Genomic DNA, 23,856 nt, shown 5'->3' with positions numbered 1-23,856 from the left:
AAGTCCAGTACGGAACATCACGGACATGATCTTGGCCACACCGAAGCGAAAACATACGCTACACTTCTGTGGTCGGACCATAGTGGTCTGACCTCGTCCGCGCAACTCAATTCACCGAGTGAAGGATTCTCCATGGACCATTTCACCCCCGCCACCGACCCGATTGCGGGCAGCGTGGCCGTCTCGGCGCTCGTCGCACTGATCCCGCTGCTGACATTCATTGTGCTGCTGGCCTTCGTGAAGACCAAGGCCCATGTTGCCGGCGCCTGGTCCCTGCTCGCGGCCGTGGCGGTCGCCGTGCTCGGCTTCCACATGCCGCTGGGCCTGGCAGCCCTTTCGGCAAGCCAGGGCGCCGTGTTCGGCGCGTTCCCCGTGCTGTGGATCGTGATCATGGCGGTGTGGCTCTATCGCGTCACCGTAATCAGCGGCCGCTTTGAGGACCTCCGCGGCATCTTCGACGTGATCGGCGGCCGCGACGTGCGCGTCCAGGCCATCATCATCGCCTTCTGCTTCGGCGGGCTGCTCGAGGCGCTGGCCGGATTCGGCGCACCCGTGGCCATCACGGCCACGATGCTCATCGCCCTGGGCCTGTCCCCGCTGCGTGCAGCCGCCACCGTGCTTGTGGCCAACACGGCCCCGGTCGCCTTTGGCGCGATCGCGATCCCGATCACCACGGCCGCCGGGCTCACGGGCCTGTCCGCTGAACACATTGGCTCCGTGGTGGGGCGCCAGGCGCCGCTGCTGGCCGTGATCGTGCCGTTGGTCCTGCTGTTCATCCTCGACGGGCGGCGCGGCATCCGCGAATGCTGGCCGGTTGCCATTGTCATGGGCCTGTGCTTCGCCGTTGCGCAGTTCCTTGCCTCCAACTACTTCTCCTACGAGCTGACCGACGTCGTCGCCTCCCTCGTGGGCCTGGCCGGCGCCTTCCTGTTCCTGCGCGCCTGGAAGTCACAGGGACACGCGGCCGCCCGCGAACGCCTCACGGTCGGCGCCATGGCCGGCGGCTCTGCGTCCGCCGGCGCGGCGCTTTCTGAAGGCTCCGCGGCGACGGCGGGCAGCACGGCTGCCCTGACACGCACGCGGGTGTGGTTGGCCCTGTTCCCCTACCTGCTCGTGATCGTGGTGTTCGGCTTTGCAAACCTGTGGAAGCTCGGCGTCAACGTCCCGGCCTGGCTGGCGATGACGAACGTCAAGGTGCCGTGGCCCGTGCTTCACAACGCCGTGGTGGACGCCGCCGGCAAGCCGGTCTCCTCCACCGTGTACAACTTCCAGTGGCTCTCCAGCCCCGGATCGCTGCTGCTGGCCACCGGCCTCATCGTGGCGGCCGTCTACTCCGTGTTCGACGGCGGGGGCCGCTTCCCCATCACCATGCGCCAGGCGGTGGCGGACATTGGCCGCACCATTTACAACATGCGCTGGGCGGGCGCGACCATCCTGCTGGTGCTGGCCCTGGCCTACGTCATGAACCTGTCCGGACAGACCGTGTCCATCGGCACCTGGCTGGCCAGCGCCGGCGGCTTCTTTGCCTTCCTGTCCCCCGTGCTGGGCTGGCTGGGCACCGCCGTGACCGGTTCGGACACCTCATCCAACGCGCTGTTCGCCAAGCTGCAGCAGGCGGCCGGCCTGAAGGCCGGGATCGACCCGCACCTGCTCGTGGCAGCCAACTCCTCCGGCGGCGTGGTGGGCAAGCTGATCAGCCCGCAGAACCTGGCCATTGCCGCCACCGCGGTGGGCATGGACGGCCAGGAGTCGGTCATCCTGCGCAAGGTGATCGGCTGGAGCGTGGGGATGCTGCTGGTGCTGTGCATCGTGGTGTACCTGCAGTCCACCCCCGTGCTCGGCTGGATGCTGTCAGGGGCCTGATGCGCCACGGCGCGCGGTCCCGTGCAAGGATTGATCCGTGAGTAATGAAACGGGTCGGGCCACGGGCCCGCGCGCCTATGAGGCGGTGCTGGCCAGCGTCGAAGCGGACCTGCGTGCCGGCCGGCTGAGCATTGGCGACCGTCTCCCGGGCGAGCGCGCCCTCTCCGAGCAGCACGGCATTTCGCGGGCCTCGGTGCGCGACGCCATCCGCATTCTCGAGGTCATGGGCCTGGTGCGCACGGGCGTCGGCTCGGGTCCGAGTTCCGGGACGGTGCTGATCTCCAACCCGTCCGCCGGGCTGTCGTCCACCCTGCGCCTGCACGTGGCCAGCCAGCACCTGCCGGTCGCCGACATCGTCCAGGCCCGCATCCTGCTGGAGACATGGGCTGCCGCCGCGGCCGTTGATGCGAGGCCGATCGACGACGGGTCCCTGGCCCGCGCCGCCGAACTGCTGGCCCTGATGGATGACCCCGGCCTGGAGCGCGAAGAGTTCCACAGCCTGGACTCGCAGTTCCACGTCCTGCTCAGCACCATGGCCGGCAACGCCGTCGTCTCCGCCATGATGGACTCCCTGCGCCTGTCCATCATGGACTATGTGCGCAACTCCGTCACCACGGACGAGCAGTGGGAGCCCGTCGCGGACACGCTGCGGGCCCAGCACCACCACATCCTTGACGCCGTCACCGCCGGCGACGGTCCCCTGGCAGCACGGTTGCTGCGCGAGCACATTGAATGGTTCTTCACCGAAACCTCGCACGTGCATTCGCCTGCGGCTACAGCGGAAGTCCCGCCGCAGGCTTGAGGTTCTTCATGACCAGCGTGGAGCTGACCCGCCGCACGCCCGGGAGCCGTGTCAGCTCGTCGTCGAAGAACCGCTGGTAGGACGCCAGGTCTTCGGAGACAACCTTCAGGACGTAGTCGGGGTCGCCGAACAGCCGCTGGGCGGAGGTGATGCGGACCAGCCCGTCAACCCGGGCCTCGAACTCGTCCACCGTGGGCCGGTCCACCCGCTCCAGCGTGACAAACACCATCGCCTCAAAACCCAGGCCCACTGCGGCCGGATCGATCACGGCACGGTATCCGCTGATGGTCCCGGTCGCTTCCAGTTCCTTCAACCGCCGGTGGCACGGCGCCACCGTCAGCCCCACCTCGGCGGCCAGCGCCGTGGCGGACATGCGCCCGTCATTTTGAAGCCTGCGCATAATTTCTCTGTCAAGGGCGTCGATCACAGCAAGATCTTAGCGCGAAACGGCGTTTTTAAGACACTTTCGGTAAGCACATTTGCCTGTGATTTTCCTAAGCTTGCTTGCACCACCGTCCCGACCCGGCACGCAGGAGCAACCATGGACCCGCAGGCACTCATCGGCTTCCTCATCATCGCCGTCGCCCTGACGTGCACGCCGGGGCCCGACTGGGCATATTGCATTGCCGCGGGCCTGGGCCGGCGCAGCTTCGTGCCGGCCGTGGCAGGGCTGTGCAGCGGCTACGTCATGCACACCGTCCTGCTCGCCGCCGGCATCGCCGCGCTCATGGCGGCCATGCCCGCGCTGCTGCTCTGGCTCACGGTGGCCGGCGCGCTCTACCTGCTGTGGCTGGGCCTTGTGACTGCCAGGTCCTGGCGTGGCGCCGGCTTCAGCGCGGCGGGGCCGGGCACTCCGGGGCCGGACGACGGCGGCACGGTCGCCTTGGGGCCGTCCGGCGAAATCGCCGCCGGCTCCGGCGCGCGCCGCGCCTTCCTCCAGGGTTTTGGCACGAGCGCCATCAACCCGAAGGGCCTGCTGTTCTTCGTGGCCCTGACGCCGCAGTTCATCCGGCCGGACGCGGCGTTTTCCATCCCGGTCCAGTCCGTGGTCCTGGGGCTGTCCTTCGTCACGGCTGCGGCAGTGGTCTACTCCGGTGTGGCGGCCGGTGCCCGCAGGCTCCTGCGCTCCCGCCCCGGTGGCGCCCGCGTGGTGACGCTGTCCAGCGGCATCATCATGCTCGGCCTGGGTGCGGTCCTGCTGGCCGAGCAGGCCGTGCCGGTGACCCAGGCCGCCGGCCGGCTCCTGGCTGTGATTTAGCTCCTGGCCGTGGTTTAACCGTCCTGCGCTGCGCGCCACGCGGCAAGTTCGGCCAGCAGCTCCGCCTTCCGGGCATCAGGGGCAAAGGAGGAGCGGATGGAGTTGCCCGCCAGCCGCCCCAGCGTGTCCGTGTCAAAGCCGAACTCCGCCACCACTGCCTGGAAGTTGTGGCCTGCGTCGCCGCCAAAGTAGGCCGGGTCGTCGGAATTGACGCAGACATTCAGCCCGGAGGCGAGCATCTGCGGCAGCGGATGGGCGGCCAGGGTGTCCACGGCGCGCAGCCGCACGTTGGAGAGCGGGCAGACCGTCAGCGGCACCTGCCCGGCAGCCAGCCGGGCCACCAGCCGGGAATCCTCCACGGCACGGATCCCGTGGTCGATGCGTTCGGCGCCCAGCAGGTCCAGAGTGTCCCAGACGTAGCTCGGCGGCCCCTCCTCGCCGGCGTGCGCCACCAGCCGCAGCCCCGCCGCCCGCGCCCGGTCGAAGAGCCTGACAAATTTCGACGGCGGATTGCCCACCTCGGCCGAGTCGAGCCCGATCCCGATGATGGGCGCATCCATGGCCAGGAGCTGCCCCAGCACATCCAGGGCGTCGGCTTCGGGCTGGTCGCGCAGGAAGGCGGCGATGAGGGCGGTGCTGATGCCAAACTCCTCCCCGCTTCCGGCGAGCGCCGAGGCAATGCCGGCCACCGCCGTCGTCAGCGGGACACCGCGCGCCAGGTGGGCCTGCGGGTCAAACATGATCTCGGCGTGCCGCACGCCGGCAGCCCGGGCCCGCCGCAGGTAGGCGCGGGTCATGTCCGCGAAGTCGGCCTCCGCCACCAGCACGGCCATGTTTGCGTAATAGAGGTCAAGGAAGGATTGCAGGTCCGTGAACTCATACCGGGCCCGCAGTTCCCCGAGGCTGGCGTAGGGCAGGTCAATGCCGTTGCGTGCCGCCAGCTCCAGGATCAGCTCCGGTTCCAGCGTGCCCTCGATGTGCAGGTGCAGTTCGGCCTTCGGCAGGGCAATTTCAGGCGTCGTCATGTGCGCCAGTCTACGGCTCCGTCGACTTGTACAACCTGGCCATGAGCTTGGGGTCGACAATCCCCGTTTTGATGGTTTCGCTGATGTCCGCCGCGGTGGTGGTGATGCCTGTCCGGCGCTTAACTTCCTTGCGGATTTGGTCAAGCATTGCATCGGAGAGGATCAGGCCAAGCAGGGCGCCGGGTTCGGTGGCCGCACGGTGCTTCCAGACGTCGTCGATCCGGCGGCGCTTGAGCGCCTCCCGGTGGAGCAGGAACATCATGGCCGCCTTCTCCTCCTCGGGGGCCGGGCCCAACAAGTCGATTTCAAAGGCCATGTTGACCACCACCGGCAGACCGCCCGTGAGGTGGTAGGCCTGCCACACCGCCCCGTTGGTCAGCACCATCCACTCCACGCCCTCGTTCACGGCATACATCTGCACCTGCCGGAGGTGGCGTTCGTTGAGCTTCTGGCTGATGCGCTTGACCTCAATGAAGGCCACCATTTGCTTGTCGATGCGCACGCCATAGTCGGCAAAGTCCTGCCTGACCATGTATTCGGTGGTCAGGTCCCGGAACTTGTCATAGTCCAGTCCCTCACACAGCAGGTCCGTGACCACCAGGCGGGTGTCGCCTTCATTGGCGTCCCGCGCACGGAGCTCCTGCAGGGGCCTGGCATAGCGCGCCATCGCGTCCCGGACCTGCTCCATCGCCGCGAGCTCCCATTTAGGACGCTTGCCCGCCGCGGCCCCCTTGCCCTTTGGCGCCGGTGCCGCCCCGGGCTCGGGCGCCCGTTTTTCCGCAGTCGCCGGCCCGGCCGCGGGCGCCTGGGCCTCGGACTCCGGCTGGGCCTCCAGCGTGTCCGCCGGCTTCACCAGGTGGTCGGGGAGTTGCAGGTGCGGATCCACCACGCCGAACGCGGCCTGTCCCATGATCCAGTCCATGGTGGCCGCCCAGTCCCGAACGGCCGGGGAATCGATGCCGCAGCCCGCGGTGCCCTTCGTCCGGGCAATCTGTTCAAGCTCGGCCGTCCCGGGCACGCGCAGGCCGTCTCCGGCCGCCGCGGCCGCCCATCCCCCCAGCGCGCGGAACCGCGCCTGCGTCTTGGCGTCCATGTCCTTCACGTCCCCTGCCCTCACGTCCACTACCGTTTGGTCCCTTGCCGGTTGTTCCATTTTTGATTCCCCTCAATCATGTCTTCAGTGCGGCCGGACCACACGCCACAGCTGCCCGTGCTGCCGCCCACGTGAAACCCCGGGAGCTGTCAGCAAGCTCCCAGTTTGATTGTTCCCCATCCATTAGGAATAAGTCGCTCAATTGGAGATAATTGATAAAAGCTCTACAGTCTTCAGGGCCGTCAGGCCGTTGGGGGTTGCTGGAATCCGACCGTTACCGCCCGGGTCCTGCGAGGCCGGGAACTCTCGAGGAGTCTGTCACCGCGTGTTCATGAAAACCTTTGGCTGGTCTTTCGGGATCTCCGCCGCGGCCTTGGTTGTGGCATTTTTCTACGGCGGCGTCGAGGCCCTGGTGCTCTGTGCAATCCTCGGCGTCCTGGAAATCAGCCTCAGCTTTGACAACGCCGTGGTCAATGCGCGCATCCTGGAAAAGATGAGCGCCTTCTGGCAGCGGATCTTCCTGACCGTCGGCATCCTGATCGCCGTGCTGGGCATGCGCATCGCCTTCCCACTGCTGATCGTCGGTGTGACCGCCAATCTCAATCCCGTCCAGGCCGTTGAACTCGCCCTGGAAAAGGGCGACATCCACACGCCGGGCACCTATGCCTACCTGCTCCACGACGCCCACCCGCAGATTGCCGCGTTTGGCGGGGTGTTCCTGCTCATGCTGTTCCTGGACTTCATGTTTGAGGAACGGGACATCCACTGGATCGGCTTCCTGGAGAAACCGCTCGCGTTCATCGGCCGCCTGCACGGCGCCTCCATGGCCATCTCCCTGGTGGTCCTGGTCGCCTCCGCCGCCATGGTGCGTCCGGGCAAGGAAGTCGACGTCCTCATCGCCGGCATCCTCGGCATGGTCACCTACATGCTGGTCAACGGCCTCGGGGACTTGTTCGACGTCGACGCGGACGGGGACACCGATGCCGCGGACACGGAGGCCGAGGCGGCCAAGATCGCCAAAAAGTCCACCCAGGGCGTGGGCAGGGCCGTGGGCAAGGCCGCGTTCATGCTGTTCCTGTACCTGGAAGTCATTGACGCCTCATTCTCCTTCGACGGCGTCATCGGCGCGTTCGCCATCACCTCCGACCCCATCATCATCGCCATGGGCCTGGGCCTGATCGGCGCCATCTTCGTCCGCTCACTGACCGTGTTCCTGGTCCGCGAAGGCACCCTGGACGAGTTTGAATACCTGGACCACGGCGCCCACTGGGCCATCGGAGCCCTGTCCATCATCCTGCTGCTGACCATCAGCATCGAGGTCAATGAAGTGGTCACCGGCGTCATCGGCGTGGTGTTCATCGGCGCCGCATTCATCTCCTCGATCATCCGCAACAAACGATTACATGCCCACGAGCTACCTCAAGTAAAGCAACTTTCCAACTAACCAGGAGGCCCCACCATGGGACTTAGCTTGCAAAAAGGCCAGTCACTTTCGCTGAAGAAGAACGACGGAGCTTCCCTCACCCGGGTGCGCATGGGCCTCGGCTGGGATTCGGCCGCACCGGTGAAACGTGGTTTCTTCGGCACCAAAAAGGCTGCCGAGATTGACCTGGACGCGTCGGCCATTTTCTTTGACGCCGCAGGCACGGCCCTGGACACCGTCTTCTTCAACCAGCTCCAGAGCAAGGACGGTTCCACCCGCCACACGGGCGACAACCTGACGGGTGAAGGCGAAGGCGACGACGAGCAGATCCTGGTGGACCTCCCCGCCGTGTCCCCCGCAGTGGCGCAGATCGTGTTTGTCATCAGCAGCTACAGCCGGCAGACCTTCGACCGGATCGAAAACGCGTTCTGCCGCCTCGTTGACGACTCCACGCCCGGCTCCCCCGAGGTGGCCCGTTTCCAGCTCACCGATTCCGGCAACCACACCGCCATGATCATGGCGAAGGTTTCCCGCGAGGGCACGGGGTGGACGTTCAAGGCCATCGGTGACCGCGCCAACGGGCGCACCGCCATGGACCTGATCCAGCCGGCCGCGGCCGCACTCTAGCCACCACCACCAGCAAAGGAGTCCAAACCATGGCATCTTTGACACTGTCCAAGGGCAGCAACCTCTCCCTCACCAAGGCCGATCCCGGCCTACAGCAGGCCCTCGTGGGCCTGGGCTGGGACCCGCGCACCACCAGCGGACAGCAGTTCGACCTGGACGCCTCCGCCATCCTGGTTGGCGCGAACGGCAGGGTGCGCAGCAACGACGACTTCATCTTTTACAACCAGCTGGAAGCCAAGGACGGCTCTGTCGTCCACCAGGGCGACAACCGCACCGGCGAGGGCGAAGGCGACGACGAGCAGATCCTGGTCAACCTCGACGCCGTCTCGGCAGACATCGAGCGGGTGGTCATCGTGGTTTCCATCGACCAGGCCGACGCCCGCAACCAAAACTTCGGCCAGGTCCGCGGTGCGTTCTGCCGCGTCGTCAACCAGCAGTCCGACCAGGAAATTGTCCGCTACGACCTGTCCGAGGACGCGGCCTCGGAAACATCCATGATCTTTGCCGAGATCTACCGCAACGGTGCCGAATGGAAGTTCCGGGCCGTGGGCCAGGGCTACGCCAACGGCCTGCGTGGCATCGCCACGGACTTCGGGATCGTACTCGACTAGTCCCCACGCCCTCCCAGGGAAGCCGCTGGCGCGTCTTCCCTGGGACCCCCGGGCGCGTGGGCCCACCACCTGCAGTCCCGGTGCACCGCAGCGCCGGACAGTTGAATCAATCACACACAAAGGAATGGTTTCATGGCTGGACTGACACTTGAAAAAGGCAACAACCTCTCCCTGACCAAGGCCGACCCGGGCCTGCAGCAGGCCCTCGTCGGATTGGGCTGGGACCCCCGGACCACCACCGGGGAGGCCTTCGACCTGGACGCCTCGGCCCTGCTGGTCGGCGCCAACGGCAAGGTCCGCTCCGCCGACGACTTCATTTTCTACAACCAGCCCGCTGCCAAGGACGGCTCCGTGGTCCACCAGGGCGACAACCGCTCCGGCGTCGGCGAGGGCGATGACGAAACCATCCTGATCGACCTCGCCAAGATGGCCGCCGACGTCGAACGCGTGGTCATTGTGGTCTCCATCGACAAGGCCGATGAGCGGCGCCAGAACTTCGGCCAGGTGCGCGGGGCCTACTGCCGCGTCGTCAACCAGGCCAACGACGCGGAGATCGTCCGCTTTGACCTCAGCGAGGACGCCGCCCCGGAGACGTCCATGCTTTTTGCCGAGGTCTACCGCAACGGTGCCGAATGGAAATTCAAGGCCGTGGGCCAGGGCTACGCCACCGGCCTGGCCGGCATCGCCACCGACTTCGGTGTCCCGCTGGGCTGATCCCCACCACCCGCTCCCTCGTCTGACGAAGAATGGTTGAACAATGACTTCCCCCCTCACCCCTCCCACCGACGCCGAGGTGTCGCTGGTCCTCAAGGCCCCCGACGCACCCGAGATCGTGGCTCCCGAGCAGGCCCCCGGAATGGTTCCCGTCCCGGCGGAGCGCCAAACGGAGATCAGCCGCCAGGCCCGCGAGTTCATCTCCGAGATTGCCACCTTTGACGCGCGCAGCCCCGAATTCAGCAGCAAGGTGGACGGCATCACCAAGCTGGCCGGCTCCGAGATGACGTCCTCCTCGGAAGCCTCCAGCCGCATGCTCGAACGCTCCACCACCTCCATTGCCGGCGCCAAGCGCAGCGGCAACAGCGCCCAGGCCCAGGTGGCCGGCACGCTGAACGATCTGCGCACCACGGTGGAGGACCTCACGCCGAACAACGCCGATTTGGGTGTGGGCCGGAAAATTCTCGGCTTCCTGCCGGGCGGGAACAAGCTGGCCCGGTACTTCCAAAAGTACGAGTCGGCCCAGACCCAGCTCGATGCCATCATCAAGTCGCTCATGGCCGGCCAGGACGAGCTCCTGAAGGACAATGCCAGCCTCGCGGGCGAAAAGGTGAAGCTGTGGGAGACCATGCAAAGCCTGAGCGAATACGCCGTGTTCGCCAAGGCCCTCGACGACGCCTGCGTGGAAAAAATTGACGCCACCCGCGCCTCCGGCCAGGTGGAGCAGGCGCAAAAGCTTGAGGCGGACGTCCTCTTCCCCATCCGCCAGCGCCACCAGGACATCCTGACGCAGCTGGCCGTGTCCGTGCAGGGCTACCTGGCCATGGACCTGATCCGGAAGAACAACCTTGAACTGATCAAGGGCGTTGACCGGGCCCGCACCACCACCATCTCCGCCCTCCGCACGGCCGTGATCGTGGCCCAGGCGCTGGCGAACCAAAAGATGGTGCTGGACCAGATCGACGCCATCAACACCACCACGAACAACATGATCCTCAAGACGTCGGAGATGCTCAAGGACCAGACCGTGCGCATCCACCAGCAGGCGGCCAGTTCCGGCGTCAGCGTGGACACGCTGCAGAAGGCCTTCGACAACGTCTTTGCCACCATGGACGCCATCGACACCTTCCGCGCGTCGGCCGCCAAGAACATGGAGGGCACCGTCCATGCGCTTGAGGACGGGCTGGCCAAGGCCAAGCCCTACCTGGAACGCTCCCGCCAGACGGACCGGGACTGACCCCGCGGCGCTCCGGGCGGCTTTGCCGGCCGCCCGGAGTAGCCTTGAAGGAACGACGACGGAACTTGAGGAACGTACGATGATTGGCCGTTTTGCCGGTGGCCTCTTTGGGGGCCGCCCGGCCCCTGCCGTGCCGGCGGCCCCGCAGCCCGACCCGGTGGCTGCGGAGATCGCCCAAATGGGCGTCTCCGTGGACAAGCTGCGGACCGCGGTGCGCCGTTCCGGCAGCCGCCTGCCCCCGCTGCTTTCGTCCCAGCTGCGCCAGCTGGGCGACCTGCTGCGCGAGGCCGTTGCGGACATCGGCATCCGGGGCTGCTCCACGGAACAGCGCGTGCTGCTCAATGCCATGATCTGCGACTACATCCCCTCGCCCCTGCAGTCCTACCTGTCGCTGCCGCCCGCGCACCAGGACGAGGAATCCAAGGCAACTTTCATGTTCGCCGAACAGCTGGCCACGCTGGAGGAAACCCTGGCAGACCTGCTCAACCAGATCCGCATCGGTGCCGTGGAGGAACTGTCCACGCACGGCCGCTTCCTGGCAGACAAATTTGCCGGCCAGGACGCGGCCCTGCAACTCGAACACCAGCCAGCCAGGCACCAGCCACCACCGGAACCACCAGCCGAAAGGGACCCGTTGCGCTTGGAGGGCCAGCCATGGCATCACTGATTGCCGGGGCCAACGCGGCCCTCACCGGGGAGAACCCCGGCCTGGACCACGTGGTGGTCGGCCTGGGCTGGGACGCCATCCCCAGCCACGGCCCGGCCGCCGAGCTGGTGCCTTTTGCCGTGTTGTGCGACGCCGGCGGGCAGGCCCTGTCCAACGACCACCTGGTGTTTTTCAACCAGCTGGTCAGCGCCGACGCCTCCGTCACCTTCGCCGGGGATGCCGACCAGGAGCAGATTGACGTTGAGCTGGGCGCGGTGCCCGCTGACGTGGCCAAAATCGTGTTCCTTGTCTACGTTGACCCGGACGTGCGCGGGCGGGGCAGCTTCGCCTCGGTGCGCAACTCCCACATCCGCGTCGCCACGGCGGAAAACCGGGAGCTGGTGCGCTTTGACATGCCCGCCGCCACCCTTGACGCCGTGACGGCCGTAATCTTCGGCGAGCTGTACCGGCACGGCAGCGAGTGGAAGTTCCGGGCTCTGGGCCAGGGCTACAACACGGGCCTGGCCGGCGTGGCCAAGGATTACGGGATCACGCTCTAGGCCATGGTCAACCGATCCTCCACCCCGCGCACCGACCTTCCCTACCTGCGACGCCGGGTCAAGCCCCCGCTTCCCGCGGCACAGCCCGAGGCCACCGCCAACCCAGCCGCCGTGGCCCCCGCAGCGCCCGCGGCCCAGCAGCCCGCCGGGCTGGTGCTGGGACGCAACGCCCCGCCGTCGGCCGCCAATCCGCGGGCCGCGAAACTGGCCGCCCGGCGCGAGGCCGCCCGGAACGAGGACCACGAGGTCGGGCTGCTGTTTCCCGCGCCGGGGATCGCCGACGTCTTTGAGCTGAACCTCCGTGAGCGGGTGCTGCGGCTCACCGCGCTCGAATCTGCCGTGGGAACCATGGTGGTCAGCGGCAGCACGGCCATGGCCTGGGAAAGCACCCGCCGCGTCGTGGGCGGGGCGGACGCGGCCGGACACACGGCCGGCTCGCCGGTGAAAACCAGCGGCAACCGGCCCCTCGTGGGCTACGACGGCACGGCCGCACTGGTCAGCCTGCGCCACGTGCGCGAGCTGCGCCGGGCCATTTTCATCAACCGCAGCAGCGGGACCATGGGCGTGCAGCTCTTCAGCGGCGCCACCGTGGCCCTGCCCCCCGTGGCCGGCGGCATCCAGCTGGTGCTGCTGGTCCACCGGATCGGCAACGTGCTGGAGCTGCGGGCCGAACCGGTTCCTGAAGCCTGGGAGGACCTGCAGATCTGGCAGGAATTTGACTTCACCATGACCCACCAGGCTCCTGCGGGCGCCTACGGGCGGTAGCAATGCCGCGCCCCGCCCACCAGTCCCCGAAAGGGCCAATGCAACACTTCCAACACCTGACGCCTTCCCAGCTGGCCCGGCTGTTCCACCGGCAACCCGAAGAGTTCAGCGCCGCCGGCGATCCCGCCCTGCAGGCCGTCGCCCTGGGTGGCACGCTGTACACGCCGGCCAACCGCCGGGACCTGGCCGCGGACGTGCTGCGCCAGCGCGACGCCGGGTGCACCAGCATGGTGCTGTGCCTGGAGGATTCCATCCCCGACGCCGACGTCCCGGAAGCCGAGCGGAACATCGTCGCGGCCCTGGTCCGGCTGCACGCACGCGGCGACGGGACCCCACTGTTGTTTGTGCGCGTGCGCACGGTTGAACAGATGCTGTCCCTGGCCCGCCGCGCCGGGGCCGCCCTGGCCGTGCTGGCGGGGTTCGTCATCCCCAAGTTCGACAACGTCTCGGGCCGGGGCGACCGGTTCCTGGCGGCCCTGCACGTGATCCAGGCCGAGCTGGGCCTGGACGGGAACCCCCGCAACGGCACGCCCGGACAGAGGCTGCGGATCATGCCCATCCTGGAGTCCCCGGCGGTCATCCGGCTCGAAACGCGCGCGGCGGCCCTGACCGGCATCGGCCGGCTGTTGGGTGCCCACCGGGAAGACGTGCTGGCGGTGCGGATCGGGGCCACTGACATGTCCAGTACCTTTGGCCTGCGCCGCTCCCGCGACCTGACCATCTACGACGTCCAGGTGGTGGCGAACATTGTGGGCGACATCGTCAATGTGCTCGGCCGCCCCGACCCCGGCTTCATCATCAGCGGCCCGGTGTGGGAACACTATGCCAACACCGAGCGGGTGCTGCGCCCGCAGCTGCGCCTGACCCCGTTCGTGCGGACCAGCGAGAAGGAGCTGCGCCGCCGGATCATGACCGCCAACCTGGACACCCTGATCCGTGAAATTGAGCTGGACCTGGCCAACGGCCTGTTGGGCAAGACCCTCATCCACCCCAGCCACGTGGCCGTGGTCCACGCCATGAACGTGGTCAGCCACGAGGAATTCCTGGACGCTTGCGCCATTGCCGGCAATGTGCGGGGCGGCGCCGCGGCGTCCCCCTATGGCAACAAGATGAACGAAATGAAGCCGCACCAGGCCTGGGCGCACCGCACGCTGCTGCGCTCCCGCGCGTTTGGCGTCGCGGCCGCAGATGTGACCTTCGTGGACCTGCTGGACGCGGGCATGTCATGAGCCCGGCTTCCTCCCCCAGTGGCGGCACCGTGCCCTGGAGCGGCGGATTCGTGGCCCGCGAACTGGGCGTGGACATTCACTCGGACCCGTCCGGCGCCGTGGCCGTGGAGGACCTCGTGGGGCTGGCCCTGCGCCGCAACCCGAAGCGGGCACACCTGCTGATCTCGCAGGTCCTGGCCAAGCACGTGCCCGTCGAGCCGGCCCTGGCCATGGCCGCCGGGGAACTGCTCGGCGCCTTCGTGGCGCGGGAGCTGGCGGAAACGCCCGCACCCGGCAGCCGGTTGCCCGGCAGTCCGTTGGCCGGTGCGGCGGCGCAGCTCACGGCCGCGCTGCGTGCCACGGGCCCGTCGCGCGACGCCGCCGTTTCCAGCCTCGCCGCGCACGTCGCGGCGCTGCGCACCCCGGTGCCGGACGCCGTCGTGCTGGGCTTTGCCGAAACGGCCACGGGGCTGGGCCGGCTGGTGGCAAACGCCCTGGGCGCCTACTACATCCACTCAACCCGCCACGCCACACCGGGCGTTCCGCTGGCCGCCGGGTTCCAGGAAGGGCATTCGCACGCCACCTCCCACCGCATGGTGCCCGCGGACCCGCGCTGGCTGGACGGACCGGGGCCGGTGGTCCTGGTCGACGACGAGCTCAGCACCGGCTCCACCGTCATCAACACCATCCGGGAGCTGCACGCCCTGGTCCCCCGCGGCCGCTACGTGGTGGCCGCGCTGATCGACCTGCGCTCGCCCGAAGACCGCAGCCGCTTCGACCGGCTGGCCGGGGAGCTGGGCTGCCGGATTTCGGTGGCCGCGCTCGGGACCGGCCGGATCGGCCTGCCCGGGGACGTCCTGGCCCGCGCACAGCGCCTCCTGGAGACCCTGGAGCCCGCACCGGAAGCCGGGGCCCCGGCCGGCCGGCTGTCCCTGCTGGAGCTCACCGCGGCGGAGATCGCCCCCGTCCGCAGCGACCGCTACGGCAACACCGCACCGCCCGCCGCAGCGGGCATCAGCCGCATCGCCGCCGACGTGGCCGGGCTGCTGGAGCGCAACGGCTGCCAGGGACCGGTGACGGTGGTGGGCTGCGAGGAAAACATCTTCCTGCCGCTGGCCGTGGCCGCCGAGCTGGCGGCGCTGCGCCCGGCGGCCGGCGTGCGCTTCTCCACCACCACCCGCTCGCCGATCTTCCCCCTCGACCGCGGCGACTACGCCATTGCCGGCGCGCTGACCTTTGCCAGCCACGACGACGCCGACGACGGCCCGGGGGTCCGCTACGCCTACAACCTCACCGGCGCGGGCCGCCGCCCCGGCACCATCGTGGCGTTCCCCGAACCCGGCGCCGACCGCCGGGCCCTGCTCCACGGCAACCCCGCCGCGGGGCTGGCCGGACTGGCTGCCGCGCTGCGGACGGCGGCCGCGGACGCCGTCGTCGTGCTGCTGCCGGCGGACACCCCCGCGCCAACCACCGCCTTCGCCACCGCACCCGAGGACGCCGCGCCATGAGCAGCACCACCTTCCCCACGCCCCTCGCCGGCCCGGCCTTCGGCTCCTACGCGTCCAGCGAGGTGCAGTGGCTGCTGAAGGACCTCAGCCATGTGGCCCTCGAGGCGCCCACGGCGGACCGCGAGCGCGCCATCCAGTCCGGCGCCGCCAACTACGCCGAGTCGCTGCCGGTGGAATACACGCCGGGCACCGAATACCAGGGCCTCTACGAGGAGGCGGTGGAACGCTCCGGGGAACGCGTGGCCCGGGCCGTGGGGGTGGTGACGGAGCAGGCGCTGGCTGCCCGGGGCGGGCGCCCGGTGCTGGTCTCCCTGGCCCGGGCCGGGACGCCGATCGGCATCCTCATGCGCCGCTGGGCGCTGGCGGTCCACGGCACCGGGCTCCCGCACTTCACCATGAGCATTGTGCGCGGCGTCGGGCTGGACGAAACGGCACTGCGCTACCTGGCGGCAAACTTTGAACCGTCGCGCATCCTGTTCGTGGACGGCTGGACCGGCAAGGGGGCCATCTCCCGCGAGCTGACCGCGGCACTGGACCGCTTTGCCGGGAGCGGCGGGGCGCGCTTCCCGGACGACCTGGCCGTGCTGGCGGATCCCGGCCACTGCGTGGAGATGTACGGCACGCGCGAGGACTACCTGATCCCGTCCGCCTGCCTGAACTCCACGGTGTCCGGGCTGGTTTCACGCACCGTGTTCAACACCGACCACATTGGCCCGGGCGACTTCCACGGCGCCAAGTTTTATGCCGGACTGGCCGGCAGCGACGTCTCGGGCGGCTTCCTGGACGCCGTTTCCGCCCGGTTCGGCGCCGTCCGTGATGCCGTGGCCGCCGATGTCGCCGCCCTGCACACCGCCGACCGCACCCCCAGTTGGGCCGGCTGGGCCGCCGTCGAACGGATCAGCACCGAATACGGCATCAACAACGTCAACCTCGTCAAGCCCGGCGTCGGGGAGACCACAAGGGTGCTGCTGCGCCGCGTGCCGTGGCGGGTGCTGGTGAACCCGCAGGCGCGGGCGGACGTGGCCCACGTGCTGCTGCTCGCCGAACAGCGCGGCACGCCCGTGGAGGAAGTCCCGGGACTGCCCTATTCCTGCGTGGGCCTGATCCACCCCCTGTTCAGCAAGGCCGCCGTGGGCGCGGACGGCAGGGCGGCCGGCCATGCCTGACACCCGACACCGTCCGATCCCCCATGGCCGGGCTCCGGTCCTGGCCGCATGCGACCTGGACCGGACCCTCATCTACTCCAAAAACGCGCTGTGGCTGCCGGGCCCGGACAAGGACGCCCCCGCCCTGGTGGTGGCCGAGGTGTACGACGGCGCGCCCCTGTCCTTCATGACCCGGGCCGCCGAGGACCTCCTGCTCAAGCTGTCCGCGGCCGCGGCGTTTGTCCCGGTCACCACGCGCACCCAGGCCCAGTACGAACGCGTGCAGCTGCCCGGGCCTGCGCCGGAGTATGCCATCACCACCAACGGCGGCAAGCTGCTGCACCGCGGCGTGCCGGATCCGGGCTGGCGCCGCCACCTTGCCGCGCGGATTGCCGCCGACTGCGCACCGCTGGAATCCGTGGAGGCACGGCTGGCCGGCCCCGCCCACGCACGCTGGATCCTGCGCGTGCACCGCGCCGAGGACTTGTTCGTGTACGCGATCGTGGACCGTGGGGCCATGCCGGCGGCCTTCCTGGAGCAGCTGCAGGCGGAGTGCGCCGCGGCCGGCTGGACCGTCTCGCTGCAGGGGCGGAAACTGTACTGCGTGCCCGCGCCCGTGACGAAGGGCGGGGCCCTGGACGAGGTGGCCCGCCGCACCGGCGCCGGCACCATCCTGGCCGCCGGGGACTCCCTCCTGGATGCCGACCTGCTGGCCCGGGCGGACGTGGCCTTCCGCCCCCTGCACGGGGAACTGCACGACGCCGGCCACCAGGCCCCCAACCTGTTCCCCACCACCGTCCGCGGCGTCCTGGCCGGGGAGGAAATCCTGGCCCGGATGCTGGCGCTGGCGGAGGCTGCCGGCTGAGGCCGGCGGTATCACGGGCCCGGGCTAAGCTGGTGGTGTCCGAGGATTTTTCCCAGAAAAGAGCGCTGCCCCTTGCCGAAGCCCCACGCGGCCACCACCTGCACGACTGCCACCACCGGCACGACTGCCACCACCGGCACCCGCCGATCCGCCCGGCCGGGCCGAACCGGCCGAACCGCCGGAAAACGCCGGGCCACCGATTTCATCAGTGTCTCCGTGCTGGCCACCGTCCTGCTGGTGGCCACGGCGTGCGGCGGCGCCCCGGCACCCCAGGAGGCTCCGGCGTCGTCCACGACGGCGGCTTCCCCGGCATCCTCCCCGACGGCCTCCCCCAGCGCCCCGGCCGCCACGGCCGCCACGGCCGCGGCAGCACAGCCCACGCCGTCGGCGGCCGGGCCCAACGCCGAGGCGGCCGGCAACGCCCGGTCGGCATCGGCGGCCAAGGCCCTCGATGTCCTGGCCACGCTGCCCATCAAGGGCCGGGCCCCGAAGACGGGCTACAGCCGGGCCGAATTCGGCCAGGCGTGGGCGGATGTGGACAGGAACGGCTGCGACACCCGCAACGATGTCCTGGACCGCGACCTGACAGCCAAGACGTTTCGGCCGGGCACGCGGGACTGCGTGGTCCTGACCGGGATCCTGGCCGACCCCTACACGAACAAGGTCATTGACTTTGTCCGCGGCCCCAACAGCGCGGTGGTGCAGATCGACCACGTGGTGGCGCTCAGCGACGCCTGGCAGAAGGGTGCCCAGCAGCTGTCCGTGCAGGAACGCACCGCGTTCGCCAACGACCCGGCCAACCTGCTGGCCGTGGACGGGCCCACCAACCAGCAAAAGGGCGACGGCGACGCCGCCACCTGGCTGCCGCCGAACAAGGCCTACCGCTGCGACTACGTGGCGCGGCAGATTTCCGTCAAGGCCAGCTACAAGCTGTGGGTCACCCAGGCCGAGCACGACGCCATGGCGCGGGTCCTGGGCGGCTGCGCCGACGCCGGGGTGCCCGCGGTACAGCCCGCCCCCGAGGCTGCGGAGCCCGCACCGGCGCCGGCCCCCGTTGCCCCGGCGCCTGCAGCCCCCGCACCCGCACCCGCACCGGCGCCGGCGCCGGCACCTGCAGCCCCCGTACCGGCACCGGTCGCACCTGCACCCGCCCCTGCACCCGCCAATGTCTACTACCAAAACTGCACCGCAGTCCGGGCCGCCGGGGCCGCCCCCATTTACACCGGCCAGCCGGGCTTCCAATCGAAGTTTGACCGCGACGGAGACGGGGTCGGCTGCGAATAGCAGGCCCGCAGCGCACCCTGGCAGACCCTGCAAAACCGTGCCGTGAATGGCTAAAATTAAGCCATGGGCCCCAGCGGTGAACAGCCGGTGACTCCGGCGGCATGGATCCGCCACGACAACGAAATCCTGCCGTTGTGGTGGGACCGGCTGTGCTCCCAAATAGGACCGCAGCCGGCATCGCGCTACGCATCCGGACTGTTTGACAGCGACCGCCGCCGGCCCATCGCCCAGTGGTACAACCCGGCGCTGGGTGCGGCACTGCTGGTGGCCCTGGAAACCGGGCCGGAGTGGCCCGTCCAGCGCTTTGCCGTGTTCTATGCCCCGCCGGGCGGCGGCTTCAGCAAGATCCACATGGACAACCACGAATGGTTCACCCGCGCCCCGAACAAGGCACCCACCGAGGAGCAGGCGTTTGCCGCTGCCATCGCCTCGGCGGAACGGTTCCTGCAGGTGGAAATGGACTTCATCTAGCCGCCGGGCACGGGCCCGTCCGCCTACCAGCCAAAGGCCATCCGCGCGGCCAGGAACACCATGACCGCAGCGATCGCGCCGTCGAGCACGCGCCACGAGAGAGGCCGGGCAAACACCGGCCGCAGCAGCCGGGCACCAAAGCCCAGGGCGCTGAACCACAGCACGCTGCCCGCCGCCGCGCCAGCGCCAAACCACCACCGCAGCCCGCCCTGCTGGTTCGCCAGCGTGCCCAGCAGCAGCACGGTGTCCAGGTAGACGTGCGGGTTCAGCCAGGTCAGCGCCAGCACCGTGGCGAGGACCGCCTGGCGGCCCAGTGCGCCCTGCTGCCCCGCCGCCTCCAGCGTGCCGGGACGGTACGCGCGTCTGGCGGCGAAAACGCCGTAGGCCAGCAGGAACGCCGCCCCGGCCAGCCGGATCACCACCACCACGGCCGGCACCGCGCGCAACACCTCCCCGATGCCGAAAATCCCGCCCGCAATGAGGACGGCGTCGCTCAGCATGCAGACCAGCACCACCAGCCCCACATGTTCGCCGCGGAGGCCCTGGCGCAGCACAAAGGCGTTCTGCGCGCCGATGGCGATGATGAGGGCCAGCCCGGCGCCAAGTCCGGTGGCCGCCGGGGAGAGGAAATCCACTGGAGTCACACCCAAGAAGCTACTAGGCTGCTTCCATTCAGTACAGCTAATTATTTTTGTGATACATAAGGAAATCTAATGTTGAACTTCCAGACGGAACAGCTGCGCACGTTCCTGGTCGTGCTGGAACACGGCACCTTTGACGCGGCAGCCCGGGCCTTGCACGTGAGCGCGTCCGCTGTCTCTCAGCGGATCAAGGCCATGGAACAGGCGGCCGGGCAGGTCCTGCTCCAGCGCACCACACCCATCCATGCCACCGCCCCGGGCACCATTGTGCACAAGCTGGCCCGGCAGTTGCGCCAGCTGGAGGCCGACGCCGCGGCGGAGCTGGGCCTGGCGGATGCGGCGTCGGCGCCCATCCCCGTGGCCGTCAACGCGGATTCCCTCGCCACCTGGTTCGTGGACGCATTGGCCGCGGTGCCGGCAGGATCCGGGCTGACCTTTGAAGTGCTGCGCGAGGACGAGCAGCACTCCGCGGACCTGCTGCGCTCCGGGCAGGCCATGGCCGCCGTGACGGCCTCGCCCGAGGCCGTCCAGGGCTGTTCCGTGGTGCCGCTGGGCGCGCTGCGCTACCGGGCGGTGGCGTCGGCGGCGTTCATGCAGCGGTGGTTTCCCGGCGGATTCCGTGCCGCGCTTTTTGCCGCCGCACCCGCCCTGCAGTTTGACCGCTCCGACACCTTGCAGTCCAACTTCCTCGCGTCAGTGGCGGGCGGGCACCCCCACTGCCCGGAGCACTTCATCCCGGACACCCTGCAATTGGCTGCCGCCGTCCGCTCCGGCCTGGGCTGGGGGCTGATGCCGGAAGCCCACTGTGCCGCCGGGCTGCGCGACGGCAGCCTCGTGGAGCTGGTGCCGGGCCGCGTCACCGCCATCCCGCTGCACTGGCAGCGCTGGAAGATCCAGTCAGCGGCCCTGGACGCGCTCACGGCAGCGGTCACCACGACGGCGGCCGCCGCCCTGTCCTAGCCCTTGAAGGCGCCTTCCGCAGCACCCTGGACCACCCAGCGCTGGGAAATGTAATACACCGCCAGCACGGGAATTGCCGAGAGCACCGCACCGGCCATGATGGGCCCGTACTGCTGGACATCGCCCGTGCTCAGGTGCTGCAACGCCACGGGCGCGGTCATGACGTCCTGTCCCTTGACGAAGGTCAGTGAGGCCGCCGTGGCCAGGGCCGGCGCCGAGACCGGCAGCAGCACGCTGAACAGAGTCCGCATCTTCGAGGCGCCGTCCAGCGACGCGGCTTCCTCCAGGTCCGGCGGGAACCCTCGGAAGTGGCCCAGGACCAGCCAGGTGCACAGCGGGACGGCAAACGTCAGGTAGACCAGCACCAGCCCGGACAGCGTGTCCGCCAGCCCCAGGTTGCCCACCACCACGCTCAACGGGATGAACAGGAGCACCATGGGGGTCAGGTAGCTCATGAGAATGAGCTGGCTGGCCGCGTTGCGGCCCGGAAACCTGAACCTGGCAATGGCGAAGGCCGCCAGCACGCCCAGGACCATGGCGAGCACGGTGGTGGCCAGGGCGACGATCAGGCTGTTGCCGATGTTGACCAGGAAATCGTTCTCGAACAAGACCTTCGTGTAGTTGTCCAGGCTGGACCGTTCCGGCCGCCACGACGGCGTCCGGTAGATCGCCGACCGCGGCTTGAGCGAGGCGATGACCATGTAATGGACGGGCGGGACCACCACCACGGCCAGGAATGCCATGCCCAGGATGGTGCCGGGGCGGCCGCGCTTTTCCATTAGATCTCCTTCTTGCGGCGGCTGAGCAGCATGATGAACAGTGCCATGACGGGCAGGATGACCACGGCGTAGGCGGCGGCCTGCCCCAGCTGCCGGCTTTGCAGGCTCAGGTAGGACAGGACCGGGAACGTCATGGTGGTGGTGGATGGGCCGCCCTGGGTCATCAGCCAGATGTTCTCAAAGCCGTTGGCGGTCCAAATGGCGGAGATCACGGCCACCACGGCCACCGTTGAGAGGATCTGGGGCACGGTGATGTTGGTGAACTGCTGCCAGGCACTGGCACCGTCCATCCGGGCGGCCTCATACAGTTCCTTGGGGATGGCCTGCAGGGCGGCCAGGATCGAGATGGCCCAGAACGGGAATCCGCGCCAGACGGTGGCCAGGACCACGGAGACGCGCGCCCAGTCCGGGTCGCTGAGGAAGGGAATGGGGCTGGTGAAGGTGTCCAGCGCCACGTTGATGGCACCGTAGGGCGATTCAAACATCAGCCGGAGCCCCATGAAGGCCACAAACCCGGGCATCGCCCAGGGCAGCATGACCAGCAGGCGCCACAAGTTTCGTCCGGGCATGGGACGGTTGAGGATGACGGCGACCACTGTGCCGAGGACCAGCTTCAGCAGCAGCGAGACACCCACAATGAGCACCAGGTTTGCTGCGGCGGACAGGAAGCCCGAATCTTGCGCGAGCCGGGTGTAGTTGTCCAGCCCAATGAAGCGGCCCGGCGTGCCCACCATCCTGTCGGTAAAGCTGTACCAGATGGAGGCAAGGGTGGGGTAGCCGATGAGGATGATTATCACGGCCACGGCGGGCAGGACCAGGAGCAGTCCCAGCCGCGCCTCCTTCCGGAGCGCCGCGGGGCGTTTGCCCGTGCCGCGGCCTGCGCCCCGGCCGGCGTCCTTGTCCCGGCGCCGCCGCGCGGCGCCGGCGGGCACTGCCGGGCGGGTCCGCCCGGCAGTGCCCGCAGAGAGCTCCGACTTAGCTGGCATGCTGGTCATAGATCTTCTGGCACGAGGCCTGGGCCTGGGCCATGGCCGTGTTGATGTCCACCTTGTCCACGAGCACGCGCTGGACCATCCGCGGGGTGGAGAACGCGTTCTGGTAGTCGGAGTAGGCGGCGTTGGCGGTGTCGGGGTAGGCCGGGGTGGTGCCCTTGTCAGCCTGCTGCAGGAGCCCGGCGTGGACGGGGCTGTCCGTGAAGACCGGGTACTTCAGCTGCGAATTCAGTACGGGGCCGTACGTGGCGTTCTCCATGAAGCCGGCCATGTAGGTGTCGTCCGCCAGGGCCTTGAAGAGGTCCTGGGCCAGGATTTTGCCGGCCGCCGAGGTGCTCGCGGGGACCACACGGTAGCGCGGATCCACCGGGGCCACCTGGCCGGCAGGCCCGGCGGGGAGGGCCGAGTAGGCACTGGCCTTGGCAGGTCCGGATCGTCCTTCTTCATGGACTGGTAGACGCTGCCGGTGTTGACGATGAACAGGGACTGGCCGGAGGTGTAGGAGTTGTTGTCTCCCGCCCCATCCCAGGTGACGGCCGACGGCGGGAACTGTCCGGCGTCGAACGCACCCTTGATCCACTTCAGGAAGGATGCGGTCTGCGGGCTGTCGATGGTGCACTTCCTGCCGGCGTCGTCGGCCACGCGGCCGCCGAAGGACTGCATCATGGACGTGGTCAGGTTGCCGTCCAGGACGTTGGAGCGGGCAAAGCCCATGCCATAGGTCTTCGGCGGGTTTTGGGTTGCCTTGGACTGGGCCAGCAGTTCGCCCCAGGTCCTGGGCGGGGCGTTGAAGCCCTTTTCCTTCAGCAGGTCGGCGCGGCTGAAGAGCACGTTGCCGAAGAAGCCGAACGGGACGCCGTAGACCTTTCCGCCGAAGCTCTTGGCCTTGGTGGCCGCATCGATGGACTTCAGCCAGCCCTGGTGCGCCTGGCCGACGGCGGCGTAGGCGTCCGGCACGGGGCTGAGCTGGCCGCCCGTGGCCATCGTGGACATCAGGTCGTAGGGAACGGTCATGGCGCTGGGCAGTGACTTGGCCTCGATGGCGCCGGAGGCCTGCTGGACCACCTCGTTCTGGTTGACCTTGACAACCTCGGTCTTGATGCCCAGATTGTCGCCCCACGCCTTGATGCGGGCCGCCTCCAGGTCATTGCTGGATTCCGGGAAGGTCAGGCCGATCCAGTACGTGAAGGGGCCCTTGAAGTCCTTGGCGGCCTGGGCCACCGCAGCCGACGGTGTGCCCAGGCCCTCGGTGGCAACGTCGTCCTTGGTGTTGGCCGGGGCGGAACAGCCGGCTGCAACCAGGGCAAGGGCGGCGAGGCTGCCCAGCGCCTGCATCTTCTTAAAATGACGCATCACAAGTGTCCTTTGTTGTTGGTCGG

The 23,856-nt window shown here is 68.7% G+C and carries 27 protein-coding genes; 18 read left to right on the top strand and 9 right to left on the bottom strand.

Translation table 11 applies throughout. From position 1 onward, the window contains the following. The first annotated feature begins 132 nt into the window (after positions 1–132). Positions 133–1,863 carry an L-lactate permease gene (locus G6035_RS06510; protein ID WP_176616270.1) on the top strand — a complete coding sequence of 577 codons (1,731 nt, stop codon included), beginning with the start codon at positions 133–135 and terminating at the stop codon, positions 1,861–1,863. A 37-nt stretch (positions 1,864–1,900) separates the two neighbouring features. Next, positions 1,901–2,665, top strand: coding sequence for a FadR/GntR family transcriptional regulator (locus tag G6035_RS06505; RefSeq protein ID WP_176616269.1), 765 nt, complete (start codon positions 1,901–1,903; stop codon positions 2,663–2,665). Here the strand turns inward: G6035_RS06505 and G6035_RS06500 are convergent. Further along, positions 2,637–3,092 carry an Lrp/AsnC family transcriptional regulator gene (locus G6035_RS06500; protein WP_256882164.1) on the bottom strand — a complete coding sequence of 152 codons (456 nt, stop codon included), beginning with the start codon at positions 3,090–3,092 and terminating at the stop codon, positions 2,637–2,639. The two genes, G6035_RS06505 and G6035_RS06500, sit on opposite strands and share 29 nt — an antisense overlap. A 114-nt stretch (positions 3,093–3,206) precedes the next feature. Here G6035_RS06500 and G6035_RS06495 point away from each other — a divergent pair, with 114 nt between their 5' ends. Then, positions 3,207–3,923, top strand: coding sequence for a LysE family translocator (locus tag G6035_RS06495; RefSeq protein WP_176616268.1), 717 nt, complete (start codon positions 3,207–3,209; stop codon positions 3,921–3,923). A gap of 14 nt (positions 3,924–3,937) precedes the next feature. Here G6035_RS06495 and G6035_RS06490 read toward each other — a convergent pair whose 3' ends face one another. Together G6035_RS06490 and G6035_RS20545 are read right to left on the bottom strand one after the other, a co-directional pair. Further along, positions 3,938–4,948 (bottom strand): adenosine deaminase, encoded by a 1,011-nt coding sequence (locus tag G6035_RS06490; protein WP_176616267.1) that lies wholly within the window; start codon positions 4,946–4,948, stop codon positions 3,938–3,940. A 10-nt stretch (positions 4,949–4,958) separates the two neighbouring features. Then, positions 4,959–6,071: a type I restriction enzyme HsdR N-terminal domain-containing protein gene (locus tag G6035_RS20545; protein WP_176616266.1), complete on the bottom strand. Its 1,113-nt coding sequence runs from the start codon at positions 6,069–6,071 to the stop codon at positions 4,959–4,961. A gap of 301 nt (positions 6,072–6,372) precedes the next feature. Between G6035_RS20545 and G6035_RS06480 the strand changes: the two genes are divergently transcribed. The 12 genes from G6035_RS06480 (at position 6,373) to G6035_RS06430 (ending at position 17,350) form a co-directional block, all read left to right on the top strand. Further along, a complete protein-coding gene (locus tag G6035_RS06480; protein WP_218063013.1) occupies positions 6,373–7,485 on the top strand; it encodes a DUF475 domain-containing protein in 1,113 nt (370 codons plus the stop codon). Positions 7,486–7,500: 15 nt separating this feature from the next. Then, entirely contained in the window at positions 7,501–8,091 is a 591-nt protein-coding gene (locus G6035_RS06475) for a TerD family protein (protein WP_176616264.1), read from the top strand. A gap of 29 nt (positions 8,092–8,120) precedes the next feature. Next, positions 8,121–8,702, top strand: a complete 582-nt coding sequence (locus G6035_RS06470) for a TerD family protein (protein WP_176616263.1) — start codon at positions 8,121–8,123, stop codon at positions 8,700–8,702. Between the two features lie 132 nt (positions 8,703–8,834). Further along, positions 8,835–9,416: a TerD family protein gene (locus G6035_RS06465; RefSeq protein WP_176616262.1), complete on the top strand. Its 582-nt coding sequence runs from the start codon at positions 8,835–8,837 to the stop codon at positions 9,414–9,416. Positions 9,417–9,459: 43 nt separating this feature from the next. After that, entirely contained in the window at positions 9,460–10,653 is a 1,194-nt protein-coding gene (locus tag G6035_RS06460) for a toxic anion resistance protein (protein WP_176616261.1), read from the top strand. A 79-nt stretch (positions 10,654–10,732) separates the two neighbouring features. Next, positions 10,733–11,320 (top strand): hypothetical protein, encoded by a 588-nt coding sequence (locus G6035_RS06455; RefSeq protein ID WP_176616260.1) that lies wholly within the window; start codon positions 10,733–10,735, stop codon positions 11,318–11,320. Beyond that, positions 11,308–11,859: a TerD family protein gene (locus tag G6035_RS06450; protein WP_176616259.1), complete on the top strand. Its 552-nt coding sequence runs from the start codon at positions 11,308–11,310 to the stop codon at positions 11,857–11,859. The genes G6035_RS06455 and G6035_RS06450 overlap by 13 nt, the downstream gene beginning before the upstream one ends. Before the next feature lie 3 nt (positions 11,860–11,862). Next, on the top strand, positions 11,863–12,624 hold the full coding sequence (locus G6035_RS06445) for a hypothetical protein (protein ID WP_176616258.1): 762 nt from the start codon (positions 11,863–11,865) through the stop codon (positions 12,622–12,624). A gap of 38 nt (positions 12,625–12,662) precedes the next feature. After that, positions 12,663–13,853 carry an HpcH/HpaI aldolase/citrate lyase family protein gene (locus G6035_RS06440; RefSeq protein WP_176616257.1) on the top strand — a complete coding sequence of 397 codons (1,191 nt, stop codon included), beginning with the start codon at positions 12,663–12,665 and terminating at the stop codon, positions 13,851–13,853. Then, complete coding sequence (locus tag G6035_RS19740) at positions 13,850–15,340, top strand: phosphoribosyltransferase domain-containing protein (RefSeq protein ID WP_218063008.1); 1,491 nt, start codon at positions 13,850–13,852, stop codon at positions 15,338–15,340. Before G6035_RS06440 ends, G6035_RS19740 begins: the two co-directional genes overlap by 4 nt. Then, positions 15,337–16,506 carry a cysteine protease StiP family protein gene (locus G6035_RS19735; RefSeq protein WP_218063007.1) on the top strand — a complete coding sequence of 390 codons (1,170 nt, stop codon included), beginning with the start codon at positions 15,337–15,339 and terminating at the stop codon, positions 16,504–16,506. Before G6035_RS19740 ends, G6035_RS19735 begins: the two co-directional genes overlap by 4 nt. Next, positions 16,499–17,350 carry an HAD family hydrolase gene (locus G6035_RS06430; protein WP_176616256.1) on the top strand — a complete coding sequence of 284 codons (852 nt, stop codon included), beginning with the start codon at positions 16,499–16,501 and terminating at the stop codon, positions 17,348–17,350. Before G6035_RS19735 ends, G6035_RS06430 begins: the two co-directional genes overlap by 8 nt. Before the next feature lie 11 nt (positions 17,351–17,361). Here G6035_RS06430 and G6035_RS20000 read toward each other — a convergent pair whose 3' ends face one another. Then, entirely contained in the window at positions 17,362–17,556 is a 195-nt protein-coding gene (locus G6035_RS20000; protein ID WP_176616239.1) for a hypothetical protein, read from the bottom strand. A gap of 10 nt (positions 17,557–17,566) precedes the next feature. Between G6035_RS20000 and G6035_RS06420 the strand changes: the two genes are divergently transcribed. Beyond that, entirely contained in the window at positions 17,567–18,634 is a 1,068-nt protein-coding gene (locus tag G6035_RS06420) for a DUF1524 domain-containing protein (RefSeq protein WP_371130883.1), read from the top strand. A 63-nt stretch (positions 18,635–18,697) separates the two neighbouring features. After that, positions 18,698–19,105 (top strand): hypothetical protein, encoded by a 408-nt coding sequence (locus G6035_RS06415; RefSeq protein WP_176616255.1) that lies wholly within the window; start codon positions 18,698–18,700, stop codon positions 19,103–19,105. 23 nt (positions 19,106–19,128) lie between these two features. Here the strand turns inward: G6035_RS06415 and G6035_RS06410 are convergent, their stop codons facing one another. Continuing rightward, the gene (locus G6035_RS06410; protein ID WP_176616254.1) at positions 19,129–19,749 is read right to left on the bottom strand and encodes a LysE/ArgO family amino acid transporter; all 621 of its coding nucleotides are present in this window, start codon (positions 19,747–19,749) and stop codon (positions 19,129–19,131) included. A gap of 69 nt (positions 19,750–19,818) precedes the next feature. Between G6035_RS06410 and G6035_RS06405 the strand changes: the two genes are divergently transcribed. Next, positions 19,819–20,706 carry a LysR family transcriptional regulator ArgP gene (locus G6035_RS06405; RefSeq protein WP_218063004.1) on the top strand — a complete coding sequence of 296 codons (888 nt, stop codon included), beginning with the start codon at positions 19,819–19,821 and terminating at the stop codon, positions 20,704–20,706. Here the strand turns inward: G6035_RS06405 and G6035_RS06400 are convergent. Genes G6035_RS06400 through G6035_RS06385 form a run of 4 tightly spaced genes read right to left on the bottom strand, consistent with a single transcriptional unit; the run spans position 20,703 to position 23,830 of the window. Beyond that, positions 20,703–21,485, bottom strand: coding sequence for a carbohydrate ABC transporter permease (locus G6035_RS06400; RefSeq protein ID WP_176616253.1), 783 nt, complete (start codon positions 21,483–21,485; stop codon positions 20,703–20,705). The genes G6035_RS06405 and G6035_RS06400 overlap by 4 nt on opposite strands. Next, entirely contained in the window at positions 21,485–22,471 is a 987-nt protein-coding gene (locus tag G6035_RS06395; protein ID WP_176616252.1) for a carbohydrate ABC transporter permease, read from the bottom strand. Before G6035_RS06395 ends, G6035_RS06400 begins: the two co-directional genes overlap by 1 nt. Then, entirely contained in the window at positions 22,461–22,736 is a 276-nt protein-coding gene (locus G6035_RS06390) for a hypothetical protein (RefSeq protein WP_176616251.1), read from the bottom strand. The genes G6035_RS06395 and G6035_RS06390 overlap by 11 nt, the downstream gene beginning before the upstream one ends. Next, the gene (locus tag G6035_RS06385; protein WP_256127794.1) at positions 22,706–23,830 is read right to left on the bottom strand and encodes an ABC transporter substrate-binding protein; all 1,125 of its coding nucleotides are present in this window, start codon (positions 23,828–23,830) and stop codon (positions 22,706–22,708) included. Before G6035_RS06385 ends, G6035_RS06390 begins: the two co-directional genes overlap by 31 nt. Between the last annotated feature and the right edge of the window lie 26 nt (positions 23,831–23,856).

Origin of the sequence: Arthrobacter sp. SDTb3-6, assembly GCF_013376095.1 — a bacterium.
GTDB lineage: Bacteria > Actinomycetota > Actinomycetes > Actinomycetales > Micrococcaceae > Specibacter.
Note: the sequence above shows the minus strand (reverse complement) of the source record. Positions and strands in the feature narration are given on the sequence as shown.